At 48.7% G+C, this 15,308-nt stretch carries 6 protein-coding genes; all 6 read right to left on the reverse strand.

Features of this window, described 5'->3' with window-relative positions; translation table 11 throughout:
• Positions 1–33: 33 nt before the first annotated feature.
• A complete protein-coding gene (locus J6I44_RS00270) occupies positions 34–1,578 on the reverse strand; it encodes a RagB/SusD family nutrient uptake outer membrane protein (protein WP_265763922.1) in 1,545 nt (514 codons plus the stop codon).
• Positions 1,579–1,595: 17 nt separating this feature from the next.
• Complete coding sequence (locus J6I44_RS00275) at positions 1,596–4,586, reverse strand: SusC/RagA family TonB-linked outer membrane protein (protein ID WP_265763923.1); 2,991 nt, start codon at positions 4,584–4,586, stop codon at positions 1,596–1,598.
• A gap of 306 nt (positions 4,587–4,892) precedes the next feature.
• On the reverse strand, positions 4,893–8,324 hold the full coding sequence (locus J6I44_RS00280) for a glycosyl hydrolase (RefSeq protein ID WP_265763924.1): 3,432 nt from the start codon (positions 8,322–8,324) through the stop codon (positions 4,893–4,895).
• A gap of 115 nt (positions 8,325–8,439) precedes the next feature.
• On the reverse strand, positions 8,440–10,956 hold the full coding sequence (locus J6I44_RS00285; protein ID WP_265763925.1) for an Ig-like domain-containing protein: 2,517 nt from the start codon (positions 10,954–10,956) through the stop codon (positions 8,440–8,442).
• A 119-nt stretch (positions 10,957–11,075) separates the two neighbouring features.
• Positions 11,076–13,832: a family 78 glycoside hydrolase catalytic domain gene (locus tag J6I44_RS00290; protein ID WP_265763926.1), complete on the reverse strand. Its 2,757-nt coding sequence runs from the start codon at positions 13,830–13,832 to the stop codon at positions 11,076–11,078.
• Positions 13,833–13,945: 113 nt separating this feature from the next.
• Entirely contained in the window at positions 13,946–15,286 is a 1,341-nt protein-coding gene (locus J6I44_RS00295; protein WP_265763927.1) for a sialidase family protein, read from the reverse strand.
• Positions 15,287–15,308 lie beyond the last annotated feature (22 nt).

The raw sequence follows: 15,308 nt of genomic DNA on the forward strand, positions 1-15,308 counted from the left end.
CTTCGCTTTTCATCCAAAAATAAAGCGGTATGACTAATAGCCGGGATTCTGCTCCAGGTTTGGATTTGAGTTTATCTGTTGCTGGGGAATTGGGAAGATGTTCCTGGTCTCATCGACCGGACTTTTAAACGTCCATGATCCTGAGGCGAATTCATCAAACCGCACCAAGTCGTTACGCCTCCAGGCCTCTCCGGCAAGTTCCCACCCACGTTCTGCAAGCAGTGTATCCATGGTCAGTGATCCTGTAGAGTACATATGCTCACCCGGGTTATCAAAGGCCCTGCTCCGAACTTCATTAACCAATGTGACCGCTTCACTCGTGGCATTACCCCCATTTTGTCTCATGAGGACCTCGGCCTTCATCAGTAAGATATCCGCATAACGATAAATGGCGTAGTCGTTATCCAGCGACCATTCCTGTGCTCCCGTGTAGTCATATTTCATCAGGCGAGCACCTTCATTCTTGTGGGCATTTTCCAGTGAACTGATACTTTCAGTATATACTAAAGCGGAATCTGAAGGAAGCTCCTGATTGTTATAGAGCGTATCCCCTGCGGGAGTGGTTTGCACGCCCGTCAGCCAAATATCCTTTCTTTCATCCGCATCATCGTATGACTGGACGAATTCAGGTCCGCCGGCAAAACCTCCCCAGGCCCCATACTGCATATTTACTGCCTGATTTCCTACAAAATGAAGGGTCCAGAAATGGGGCTGGTGCATCGATCCCCATTCGGTGGTGTAGGTATGGTCGTAGGGTATCACAAATATATTTTCGGACGAGCCCTGGTTTTCTACCGCAAAATTGGCAAAATAGTTGTCTTCCAGCGAGTAGTTACCTGAATCGATAATCGCATTCAGGGCTGATAACGCATCCCCATAGCGAGGAGAACCGGTATAGACTTCCGCATTCAGATACAACTTGGCCAACGTTGCATAGGCAGCCCAACGATGAAACCGACCGTAGGTATTACTATTTACCTCGGAACTGAGATTGGGAATGACCGACGTCAGCTCTTCTTCAACAAAATTAAACACTTCTTGCCGACTGTTGGTAGCCGGGGCGGCATCAGCCTCTTCATAACTTGTGACGAGAGGAACGTTACCGAACATATCCAACGCCAGGAAATACCAGAAAGCACGGAGCCCTCTTAATTCGTAAGTAATAAGCTCCAGGGCTTCACTCTTTTCTTCGATTTCTCCAAACTGATGCAACAGGCGATTGGTAGTATTAATACCGCTGAAAATATCATTCCATGCGATATTGGTATTACCTTCCTCGGCATGCCAGGTGTGGCGCTGATAGCGCTGATACATCCCGTCGTTATACCAATGCTGACCGCGAGTGGGCAACACTGTTTCGTCTGTGGTTAGCTCCTGTACCCCCCAAATTCCTGCAATCTGGGTATACGTACGCAGACCTGAATATGCCGGGCCTGCCGCCGCCAGAACCTGGCGTTCGGTTTCATAGAAATTTTGCTCGGCAATGTCACTGTGCACATTTTGAGAAAGGTCGTTACAAGAGCTGAATACAAGCAGAATACTTAAAAAGGTCGATATAGTGAGAAGTAATTTCTTCATGATATTCAAAATATGTTTTAGAATGACAAATTAACGCCCAGCGTAAAGGTGCGGGTGCTTGGATAATCCTGCCTGTCGTCAAGCCCCGGTGTCAATCCCCCGGTAGCCACTTCCGGATCAAGCCCCGAATAGCCTGTTATCAGCAACAGGTTTGTTCCGGTCAGGAAGACCCGGGCATCACGGAAACCGATCTGCTCGGCCGGTAGCGTATACCCCAGCGTCAGGTTATCAAGCTTTACAAAATCAGCATCTTCGACCTGGAGACTCGAAAACCGTGGATCATCCCTGATCTCGGAATCCATGGCCGACACCATGATATTATTGGGCAGGGTGGTCGGATTGTCGTACCAGATACGTTTGTGATTGATCACCTGGTGACCAAACATGCCCCTGAACATCACGGTCATATCCCAATTTTTGTAATTTAACCTGCTTGTCAGACCAGCAAAGAAATCGGGCACCCCGTTACCGATGTAGGTTCGATCTTCAGGCGTGTACTGGTCGTCATCATTCAAATCTGAAAATATCCATTCCCCGTCTTCGGTCAGTCCTTCGTATCGGTAGCCATGAATACTTCCGATCGACCGCCCGGGTTCGTACCGGTGGCTCCATGCCTCAATACCGGGCGAACCTATAGCTCCCTCATTGCGATACTCCAGCTGATATTGATCATTGGATAGCGTTAGCAATTCATTCTTGCGGTGCTCTATATTAAAATCGACCACCCAGTTTAATTCCCTCGTCTGAACCGGTACGGTATTCAGTGACACTTCAAAGCCGCTATTGCGCATGGATCCTACATTAGCCCAGGTCGTTTCATAAAGGTTCGGGGGTACTGGCACATCGTATTCATGTAACAGGTCTTTGGTATCGCGCCGGTAATACTCTATGGCCCCTCCCAGGCGTCCGCTGGCCAGGGTCCAGTCAATACCGACATTGAGCTCCTCCTTGGTTTCCCACTGCAGGTTAGGATTGGGATTGCTGACTGGTTCATATCCCGGAATAAACTCTCCCTGGTAATAGAAATATCCGCTGGCATTCAAACGCTGGAGCGGGATATACGGATCTATTCCCTGGTTCCCCGTGATACCGAAACCCACCCTGAGTTTAAACAGATCAAACTGTTCTGAAAGTCCGGTAAATTCTTCATTCGATAAGTCCCAGGCAGCTGAAACAGCCGGAAAGAAGCCCCATTTATTGTTCTCGCCAAATTTGGAAGACCCTTCGTAGCGACCACTGGCACTCAAGAAGTACCTCTGATCAAAATTATAGGTCAGACGAGAAAAGTAACCGACAAGCTTACTTTCCGTTTTATATGACCCCATTCCGGCCTGGCCTTCTTCCAGATAACTTCCGGATCCGAGATTATTATAGGAAAAGCCATCAGTAATGAATTCAGTATTTTCAGCATCGAAGCCTTCATCAGTAAACTTCTGATAAGAATATCCCCCAATCAGATCTACAGAGTGTGAGCTGATATCGCGGGACCATTCGATGGTTGATTCAAAGGTATTCGTCGTCGTACGCCCGGCTGCTCTTGAAGCCGTACCGTGGGTTCCGTTTACTTCCTGTGGATAGGAGTAACTGGGTTCATAATAGCCGTTGAGCCACTTATTAGACTGCATACCCGCCTGTGCCGTAACCTCCAGGTTGTTCAGAACTTTTAAGGAGGCCGCCAGGTCTCCATGAAATCGGGTCGTTCCATCATCGGTTGTCCGTTCCGTCAACACACCGACCGGATTTTGATACTGCCAGGCCCCAAGCTTCTCATTCAATTCCCCACTTTCATTATACACAGGTTCCGTCGGATTCCATTTTATAGATTGCCGTATTGCGTCATAGTCCACTGTATTCTCCTGCAGATCTGAAACACCGAGCCTCAGGTCAAGCTGCAGGCGGCCATCCAGGTTGGACTGCTGTAAATTTATGTTACCTCGGTACTCATTCTGACCAGAGCTCAGCATAACTCCCTGTTGATTCGCATAATAAAGGGAAGCTCGATAGGTAGTATTCTCCATCCCTCCGCTCAGGGCCAAGCTGTGTATATTGCTGACAGGATTACGGGTAACTTCATTGAACCAGTCTGTGGACGCCCCGTAGTCAGTCATGCTGGAAGCGATGTCGGGATCGGACTCGGATAGACGACTTTTGAGCGTTCGGTACTGCTCTGCACTCAGCACATCAATACTGCGCTGGATCTGCTGCGTCTGAACCTTCCCGGAATATTCCACTTGCACACTTCCAGCATTTCCCTTCTTGGTAGTCACCAAGATCACCCCGTTGGTCCCGCGCGTACCGTAGATTGCAGCAGCCGATCCATCCTTTAAGATATCAATAGATTCTATGTCATTGGGATTAAGCTGATTGAGATCACCGCCCGGTATACCATCAATAACTACCAACGGCTCAGAACTCGCATTCAAACTGGATGATCCACGTAACCTTACTTCAAAGTCAGATGTCGGATCGCCCCCATTTGTGTTCACCACCGATAATCCCGCCACTTTACCCTGAAGCAGCTGCATGGGATTACTAACCGCTCCTTCATTAAAATCTTCTGGAGTGACCGAACTCACCGATCCCGAAATTTCCCTCCGGGTTTGAGTACCATATCCTACTACAACTAATTCTTCGCCACTAATCGCTTGCGGTTGCAGGGTAATATCGATCGTTCTGCGTCCTGCGATAGTAACTTCCTGCGTTTGGAATCCCACAAATGAAACCACCAGCGTATCTTGCAGAGAGGGGACGGTAACTTCGTAACTCCCATCGGTATTCGAACTGGTGCCCACAGACGTACCTTTTACCAGAATATTCACCCCGGGAAGAGGCTCCCCGGTTGAAGCATCCGATACAATGCCTTCAATAGTCTCTTTACCCTGTCCCTGAGCAAAAACATGATCTACTGTCATGGATAACAGTAAAAATACAAGGCCACCCATAAAGAGGGCATTTACTAACTTACGGTTCCTGAACTGCCTGTAACCAACAATCTGTCTTTTCCCCATAATCTTTATATTTATATTTGAAATTATATTTTATATAGAAAATAATTTATTCCTTTGCAAGATTTTACGCAACTTATTTCCTCTTACTCCAAATATTTATTCATGCTTTGGTCAGTATATGGAGTCTAACACGAACTACTATCGTTAGTTAAGGTATTGGCCTGTAGTAATTACAGACCGACAGGTGGCCATATTCCGGAAATAATGTGCATGAGGCCTTATATAAAACTTGATGAGAAGATCTGGGGTATTAAGAATCCTCTTTTTGATGAATATTCCTCATCCAAACCAACAAAATACCAGTAACTATTCCATTTGCAGGGTTACCGGGCCTAGCAATCCGGATTGGACGAGCGGCTCTCCCTCCAACAAATAGGGAACGGGATCTGTTAAAAACGAAACCTGCTCATCCTCAGGCAGGTTGTGATCACGAATAATGCGATTTCTCCAGGTGTTGGTAACTGCAATCTTTATACTGTTCTTTCCTTTCCCGAGCGCCTTCGTAACATCCACCCGATATGGCGGTGTCCATGCCACGCCGCAGTCTTGCCCGTTGACCGTTACCCGAGCGATATTTGCCACTTTTCCCAGATCAAGCCAAACTCGTTTGTTTTTTGATTGAGCCTTATCCCACTCAAATGAATTGTGGTACTCAGCGGTACCAGAATAGTAACGGATGCTGGAATCCTGCCGGTTAACCCAATCGGTAAGGTTGCGAAATGATATGGTATCTGCCGGACCACCCTCCGCTGGATCAAATGTAACCTTCCATGTCCCTTCAATTTCTTTGACAGACCTAAGCGTCAACCAATTTTCACCCTTGCTATTATCCTGCTCTGCCTGTTTTCGCAAAATAATAAATATGGACCCGTTGGGAGGCAGTTTTAAAGGCAATTGGGTGCGTCCATTTTCAATCGACCACTTTTCCGCCGGACGTAACTCTCCCGTTACAGCGTTATAGATCTCGGGAACACGTCCACCTGCTCGAAGTGACAAGCGAAATTCTCGGGTTCTAGATCGCTGGTTGGAAATAAAATAGACATCCATATTCTTCGCCCTGTCCGCCCGGTGGGTCCAGGCAAAATCATCGAGATAGCGATTGGAGGAATCGGTGATTTCTACATCGCGACTTATGCCCAGGCGGTCAAATGTATCGGCCTTATAAGGTCCTTTTACTATTTTGCCTTTGCCAACTTTCCAGGTCGACATGGGCTGGAGGTCTTCCGGAGCCCCCTTCCATAATTCCCGCATTATATTCTGTACTTTTTTATCACTTGCTGGATAATCCTGCAGACCCGGAGCCTGAAGAGCCTGTTCACCGATCAGCAGGGTTGCCCCCTCTTTCACCAGCTCAAGAGTCCGCTGCGCAATCTCAGGGGTCATCAATTCCGCGTGGAGCGACATTCTCCTCGATCCGGGCAGCACCAGCAACTTATAACGGGCACCGCCGGGCAATACAATTTGCCCATTGCGGACGGTGGCCAAATTCAACAGAGCATCGCGATTAATGGAATCATAGGTGTATCCGCGCAGCGGATCGGTCCAATCGGGGGCCTCGGCTATATTGGCAGAGTTATCAACTCCTACCGGGATTTCCTGCTGTGGCTGTCCCTGGTTTGCCAGGCGCCCTTTCTGTTGCTGGACCACCTTTTTCCCAAAAATACCCGGCAGGGTTGGCACCAATCGGTTAGGTAATAATGATCGTCGAGGCACTTCCTCCCCGGTAAATACAGCCACATCCGCCACAGGCTTTCCCTGCTGTAATAAGGCCTGCGAACGGTGAGCATAGTCGACCCACGCCTGGCCCGGCTCCCACCAGGTTTGTCCGGGTTGGAAGAGAAGTCCCACTCCACTGAGCGTCATACCAGGCCCGCGTTCCGGCCAGGGGTTATGGGTAAATACGTGATATACAAACCGATTGATGCCAAGCGCGTAGTTCCGGTCACCAAGTGCTTTAAGCATGGCTGGATGTTCATCCCATTCCATCCTCACTTCCGTAAAGGCTTCCGCCTGGATGATAGGCTTTCCATACACATGTCCCGCAGAAATGGCATCCAGCATATCGTTTGGCTTGTCATGTGTGGGGCTGCGCAGCCAGAACTCTCCCATAGGGATGTCAACTGTCTTGAAATGGAGCATACCATCGCTGGTCATAGTAGGGGATACACTTTCAGCGCTGAACATCTTATTTTCATTGTGCACCTGTCTCGCCACCACCTCAAAAAATACATCGTTAACCAGTTCGGCGATAGTCTTTCGTATATCGTAGAGAAACCGTTCAGACACCTCTGCGCTTTCCACGGGTATCCCGGCCATAGCCGGAAGATACGTCAACGGGTCATACCCACGACGCTTCCTGAACTCTTCCCGAAATACGGGAGACCAATTTTGACTGCCGGCTTCCCAGCTGTCGATATGAAAAATTTTCAACACTTCGGAGGCAAGTTCAGGGCCTACCTGGCGGATGGCTTCCCCATACCATCGATCGAACTGTTTGCGGATGGGATCCGGGTTGAATTTATCAACCTCCAATCCTTCTCCGCCTCCTCCGGTAGAATTCGTATGACCGGTTGAGGTATGTCCCATCCGTAAGATCGTCCATGCGCCTTCAGGGACTTTCCAATCCAATGTGCCGTCTCTGTTTAAATATTCGGTGATGTTGATCATCTTGTCCAACGGAACAGATAGGGAATCAGGCACCTGGCCAGAAGTGGTTTGTTCACTCACGCGCCATACTGCCCCGGTCTTTCCCTCGAACTGGTGAATCCGGGGAGCTCCCGACAATTCTATGCCCAGTACTTCCAGATCCGGACTCCACTTGGCGTCGTCAAGGTCTTCGGCCCCGGGCTCCGATCCTTTGGGATCATACACAAACCGAAAATACCGGGCGGTCGTCGCCTCCAAGGCGTGGGCCACCGGGGCATCCCAATCCAGCCAGCCGTGCCGGGGTGGCTGTAATTGCCCGATTGACCGAAAATGCTGCCCGTCGTCACTAACCTGGATTCGCAAGCGATTGGGCTGATAGTTACTTCCCCCCGTATGAATCGTCAGAGAACGTGCCGTAAAGGGCTTTTCAAATTCATACTGGATCCAACACCGCTCCTCGCATTCAAACTCCTCTTCATTGCCTTTCGTAGTCAAGAGCTGGGGATCGGTTTCGGGCTTCTCCCGGCTGCTTGTAACCATTACCTGTCGGGCATAGCTATTTTGCCGAGCGCCCTCCGGTGTGGGGTATGCATACACCGCAATATCCTTATAATACCCTTCATTTGTTTCCGGCTGACTCAGCGTATCGGAAATAATCTTTCCTCCTTCCGGATACGTTTTACTCCAGACCACTTTCTGCATCGACTCTTCCGGCTTGATCCAGGGACCCCCGGCCGTGGCAAAGCCATCGCTGACATGCATGGCCAGCTCCAAATCCAATCGCTTGGCCTCTTTCATCGCGTAGGTTACCATCTCCCACCATTCGGGACTAAGCTGCTCAATGGCAGGCTTATAAAGCGGGGGATCCTGCGGACCTTCGATCGGCATCAGGTAGGCGCCCCCAATACCCGCCTCTTTCATGCCCTCTAAGTCAGCCGTGATGCCCTCTTTTGAATAACTTCCATACATCCAGTACCAAAAGACCCACGGCTTGGCCAAGTTTGATGGATTTTGAATCGCTTGGCTGATATCTGTTCTGAAGGAGATATCCTGTGCATTAACCCGATTAACTATCGCAAATAGGGTGATCACACAAAAAAGTAATATAGTTCTTATAAGTGTGGCCCAATACTTCCTCATGAGCATTTGCATAACAACTGATCTTTTATCCCTGGCTTCAATCCTTCTTTTCTAATTAAGGAACAGGCTAAAATTTGACATCGTATCCACTCACAATATTTACGGTCCGGGTCATTGAATCGCCGTGTTTGTCAGTGACGGTAAACTGGAATGATCCCAACCCTTTACCTTCAGGCTTAAACTCAGCTACTCCTTCTGTAACCGTCGCCGTTCCGTTAGCAGTCTTTGATATAGTGAAGGTAGGAGCATTCGTGTAGCCCCGAGCCAATTTTTCCAGGTTAATTTCAATCTTGGTCCCTGAAGGAGTACTGTAATGCGGCTCGGCCATCCACGCGAGGTAGTGATCCAAATTTGTGAAACCGTCCCGGTCATCGTCGGTATTGGCATCCGAAAACTCGCCTTTGTCTGAATGGGGGTCTAAGCCGTGGATCGTTTCCCACCAGTTTGGCAAGCCATCGTCATCGCTATCCCAATTCTGATCCCGATGGACTTCAGGATAAGTTTCGTATCCTCCTACATCTTTTTCATGATCGGGAAAGCCGGGCTCCCCGCTCACACTTCCCTCCACTGAATAGGTTCCCTTCAGCGTTTCTTTTATCATCCGCTGGTCATGCTGGTCCAGCATGGACTGGTTGCTTCCCACATCCGACAAGACGTTCTTGTAAGTAGCTTTTGCTGACTGTGTCGTGACATGGGGCGGGAAAAAGCGATGATCCACAAAAGTTTCGTACTCTACATCTTTCCCGGCTATCTTTTGCCCCTTTTCCTGATTATTCACCCCAAAGTGGCCTGGCATGACGTTCCCCTTCATATAATACTGCTGTTTGCCTCCGCCATAATTTTCATGATCAGCTTTGAGGGCATGAAATACCTTGGTGCCCGGACCGGGCTTGTAATAATTGCTCACAAAATTGACTTCATGGGCACCGCCATCGGTAGTCCTTGTCCCCCAGTTATACACCACGTTGTTGCGGATATCAAGCTTCCCAATATACCGGCCATTTCCATTAACCCCGCCAGCCATGCTCCAGTTGCGTCCATAGTTATGCGCTAACAGATTGTGATGAAAACTTCCGATGCTTCCCCCGATACTTGCCGCATAGCCATGCGCCGTTCCCGGTGGATATTTATCATGTCCGGCTATATTCAGTGCTTCGGATATTAAAGTACGCTGCAGGGTAATATTCTTGGCACCACGAGAACTGAATGCTTCGTCCATCGTCCAGCTAATAGAGCAGTGATCCATAATACTGTGATTATTCCCGGTTAGCCCCATACCGCCATAGGCCACATTATCCGCCCCCAGGCGAACCCGCAAGAATCGTATGATGACGTCGTTCCCGGTGACCCCGAAGGTCGCATGTTTCATGGCGATGCCTTTTCCAGGAGCCGTCTGACCCGCAACGGTGATATAAGGTTTGTCAACATTCAGTGTAGAATCCAGATGAATCATTCCGGACACTTCAAAGATGATGGTCCGCGGACCAATATCTTTGTTTACGGCCTCTCTCAGACTTCCCGGACCGCTGTCGTTCAAATTTGTCACCTTTACTACTTTTCCGCCGCGACCACCTCGGGCAAACCGACCGTAGCCTTCCGCTCCGGGGAATGCAAGCTGAGCGGTACGAAAACTCCATACATCGCCCTGTGTTCTGCTGCCATCCGAGACTTCATCCACCCGCCAGTAATAGGTGTCCATGCTGTATAAGCTATCCACCTGGAAGGTCGTATCCTGATAATTTCCTTTGAACTGTGAGGAAGCATGACTGGCCGATGCCACGGCACTGGAGTCTGTTCCAAAATACAGATCGTGCGAATCGGCATTGTCAGCGCCCGACCACTGCAAGGTAAATTCGTCACTATCTGCCTCTACATGTTCATTCCCGTTTACAGGAACCGGTAATCGCGCCTGATTTTTAATATTAGGAGTATTCAGCTCAAAGCCGTTGATCATAACATTCTTCACTGCGGCTGTAGCTCCTTCATCTGCGCCAAAAATAATGGTATTCGTCTGGTTCTCTTTGGCTGTGATCTGCAGGTAGGCCGTTTCTCCATTGATGTCGTTCAGCTCGCGATTACTGGGCCTCATCCCCTTGACCTGTAATTCCCCATCTACCGTAATGTTGATGGGGCTGAATGTGTTATTTTCGGGATTCTGCACTGTATTATGATACGTTAGCAACGTATGCCTCCCGGGAGGGAGACCCGTAATTTCCATTTTTATCTTCCCTCCCTGATCACCCTCCTGAACAGTCAGCCCGTCATTTATCAACTGGGCGTAATTGGGAGCCTGGATACCTACCTTGTACCAATGGGAGCCAAGCACCGTCCCAGCATTCCCTGCACGACTGAAGGTGATCGCAACGTCGCCAAAAGTTCTGCTGTGCTCTTCTGCTTCATTAATAGCCCAGCTTTGGTATCCCAATTTATTCACCTCTTTAGCCGGACGACCGAACTGATCTAAATCCACCTTAAAAGAGGGTTCTTGTGCAAAGAGAATACACGGCATAATGGATAGCAAGCCAACAAGGGAAAACAGTCTTGCAGTGCAGCTGTATAAATTTCTATCTAATGTAGATAACATGGTATCGAGTTTAATTTCCGGTAAAATTTAGTTTCTGTACATCCTGCTAAATAGATCAGCGCCAAAGCTATGATAGCCATTCAGAAGTGCCGACCTATAAGTTTTATATATTATAACACCTAACGGTCTTGCAGTCTTTTAAATTGAAAATTATAGGTCCCTGAACCCAGCCGGATACGAGTTGTAGAATTTGCCTCGCTCACCTTCTGTACTTCTATATCGTCATGATTTTCCACTGGTATTCCCGATTCTGTGGTCTGTCCAACATCAGCAGAAGGTATAACCACTGTGGCCGTAGCATTGACAGGAATAGTCACATTAATTTCACCATGATCTTCTGACTGTTCCCATGCTGATTTTATCCGCCCATTGGGAGAATCGTACCAGGCTTTGGTCCATTCTATTTTGCCCACCATATCCGGTTCAATAAGAATATGCTCATATGCCTTTGAATCCTCTGTCTGCTGGATCCCTCCCAGGCCACTATAGAACCACTCCATAATATGGCCCAGCATCAGGTGATTATTGGAGACCCGCTTCAGGGCCGCCCACGACTCGGTAAGAGCCGTAGCTCCTTTTTTAAGCTGAAATCCGTACCCCGGCACATCATCCCGCGCATTCATCTCATACAAAAGCTGAGAAGCTCCTCCCTGTTCCAGTGCTTTAACCAGATAATTGAATCCTACATCGCCGGCGGTAAGTGCCTTATCATTTGCCCGGATGGAATCGGTGAGGTTCTTAAAGACCTGCTTTTGATCCAGGCTATCAGCCAATCCAACAACCAGCGGCATGGCCATGGACGTCTGGCTGCCGGTTGCATAGACGCCACTTTCTCCATTATAGAATCTTTTGTTGAAGGCTTGTTTTATATCTTCAGCTCGGGCACTGTAACTTTCAGCCTGGTCAGCCTTTCTCAGCGTTTCAGCCATTTCACCCAGCAATTTCACATCATAATAGTAGATAGCGGTGGCCGTGAGAGCTTTGGGCGTGAGTTGTGCCAAGCCCGGTGGCTCGGGACCATGATCATACCAGTCACCCAGCCCGTGTGACACGATGTGATTATCCACCTTGCTCTGCAGGTAGTCGACATATTTGGTCATCATCGGCCAGGCTTCTTCCATGATCTGTGTGTCGCCGTACCACTTGTAGATCATCCACGGAAGAATAACGGAAGCACTGCCCCATTCCGGGGAATCACGAAAGCCAATGCCCCAGTTGAATTCAACGTATTCCGGGGCAATATTGGGAACCAACCCCTCCTCTGTTTGAGCGTCCATCATATCAAACACCAGTTTTTTATACAGGTGATAGAGGTGATAGTTGTAGTGGATAGATCCGCCCATCAGATGAGTTTGCTCCATCCATCCCAACTTTTCGCGATGGGGACAATCGGTAACCACACTCTGGATGTTGCTCTTTATAGCCCAGTTGATCAACGAGTAAATGTTATTGAACAATTCGTAAGAGGTTTCAAAATGTCCGGTTCGGGGAGCGGAGCTGCGCGTATGCAGAAATTTAAGGTCTGACACTTTGGGTTTAATCTCTTGCTCTACGGAATCGGGAGCAGCGCCTTCTACCTGTATATAACGGAAGCCGTAATAAGTAAACTTGGGCTGCCAGGTTTCCGTACCCTCGCCCTTCAACGTATATTTGTAATAATGGGGACTGCCAGTGGCATCCTGGTTGGCCAAACCCTCATCAGACAGGAGTTCAGCAGGTCGTAAAATCACCTCCTCTCCTTTCTTCCCTTTAACTTCCAACTGCATAATACCGGACGCATTCTGTCCAAAATCATAAATATATTTTCCCGGTTCCGGCTCCAGGATACGCTTTACCTCCAGGGTATCCATGATTTTCACAGGATAATTAATTTGTGCTTCAAGCTGACCGCCCGGCGCATCTAAAGCCAAGGCCGATTTCCAGTCTTCATCAGTATTGAAATCCGGGCTATCCCACCCCGGCTGTTCCAAACGGGCGTCATAGTTCTCCCCCCCGTATATGCTGGAATAAGTAATGGGCGAGGGCGACGTTTTCCAGCCGGAGTCTGTAACAATATTCCGAACCGAGCCATCTTCAAATACGATCTTCAGCCGGCTGATCATCCTGGGCATGCCGTAGTTAATCACGAGCTTCCGGTACCGCTCCCGATTTACATTGTGGAAACCGTTGCCGACAGTAGCGCCCAACACATTTTCGCCCTGACTTAATTGGTCAGTCAAATCATACGTATTGTAAAAAACAGTTTCTTGGTAGTCGGTCCACCCCGGAGCCAGGAAACGATCGCCTATTTTTTGTCCATTGAGACGAGCCTCATAATGCCCAAGCCCGGAAATAAAAAGCAGGGCCTCTTTGACCGGCTTGTCAATAGAAAAAAACTTTCGAAATTGAGGAATAACCGGACGTTTTTGCCCTTTTTCTCCAAGATCATCACCCGAACCGTGAACCCCGGGAACAACCTGCATTGAGTCTGGCAATCTTTCGTAGCCGATCCATTCAGCACCCTTCCAACCACCGGAATCAGGCAGTGCGGTATAAAAGGTACCGGGACTACTCCAGTCAGAAACTGCCCCATTTTCATCCCAGACTCTTACTTTCCATACATTTTTTTGGGCGGGCTGAAGTGAAGTTCCACCATAAGGGATCCTCGTGTTGTTCGTATCTTCCTGTTTAGCAGAATCCCAAACGTAATCTCCACTTTCCAGCTCTTCCACTGAAGCAGCGACTATGATCTGCCGGGCGGTTTGATACTGGTTTCGTTTGGCCGAACTCATCTCCCAGCTAAAAGAAAGGGTTTCCGATAATACTCCCCGGGAAACCGTCTTGCCGTTACTTTGGACCGAGACGACCTGTATGGAAGCTTCCTGACTGCAACCCATACTGGAAAAAGCAACCAGTAAGCAGAATGTCACAAGAAAATATGAATCAGAAGGTAGCCTTAGCCGCATATCGCTTTTATGGAAATACTTAATATTCGTCTCATATCTGGCCGCTATTCACTTTTAATCCATGCCTCATTAAACGTAGCATACTTTATCGTTTTCTTTGCATCGGACTTTGACTTAGGACGACGAAAACTGTAGGTAGCATGGAGCGTTCCGTCCTCTCCCTGAATGATGGCCGGATAGGCAGCATACACAGAGGTTGTATCACTGGGATTATATTCTATTTTCTTTTTCCAGGGCCAGGTTTTGCCTCCATCTTCCGATAGCGCCACGGCCAGGCTATGGCGCTCTTCAATCGTGTCATTATAGAGCATCACCCAGTGACCATTATCCAAAGTAACGATATCGGCCGCGGAACTGGGATTTGGAAAGTCAGTATCCTTCACGGTACTCCAGCTTTGCCCGTCATCCGTTGATCGGCTAACCATCAGTTGCTTCGGTTCCGGACCACTGTCGCGCATGTAGGCGACAAGTTCCCCAGAAGCGGTCTCAGCAATGGTAGGCTGTAAATTTCCAAAACCCACAAGCGGATCGCTAAAATTCCAGCTCTCTCCCTGGTTATCCGTATAGGCCATCATCGAAAAACTGAATCCATCCGAATAAAGCGGAAGAATGATTCTCCCGGAGGAAGTAACCACCGGCTTGCTGCGGGTCTGCCACCCCATTCGGCGAAAGTATGGATAACCCAGTTGGGCCGGCTTGTACTCCTTATCAACCAACAAACCATCCTTGACCATATCTTTTCCGGCTGATTTTGAAATCAGCTCTTCCGATTCTTCTTCCCAGTTGGTGACAGTTTGCTGGTTGGCGTGCTGCTTAACATACGTCTTATATTCCGCAACCTGCTCCTCAACCGAAGCTACAAAAGCATCGTTGGGCTGGATGCCCCACTCCGCCTTGTCTCCCGGCTTAACGTGCAGGTCCGCCTGCCATTTCCATTCGGGAGCCCCATCTGTGTTCGTATAGTCTTCGCTGATGCGGTATTTTAGCAGAGAGGTCTTCCATTGGTTGGCAATCACCGTATACCAGAATAACCAAAGCCGGTCCTTTTTATCCACAAATAACACCGGGTTGATATCCGGGAACCCTTCTACGTCAGCCATCAAGAATGGCTGACTCCAGCTTGTACTTCCGGCCTTCTTGCGGGCCCCCATGATTCGCACATCATCAGCCCATCGCTCACCACTACCGTGAAACCAGCTCGCCAGTAAGTCTCCATTGGAAAGCTCAACGATGGTCGATCCGTGCAAATGCTGCTCCTGAAATGGGACGATCAACTCAGCATTAAATTCCGGATTTTGCCCGTAAGCATACGGTCCGAAAAGACCGATTATAAAAACTGTAACGACACTAAATTTTATTGCAGCTAATCCCTTATTAATTTTCATGGCACTACCTGTATTGATACAA

The organism is Fodinibius salsisoli (genome assembly GCF_026229185.1).
Lineage (GTDB): Bacteria > Bacteroidota > Rhodothermia > Balneolales > Balneolaceae > Fodinibius > Fodinibius salsisoli.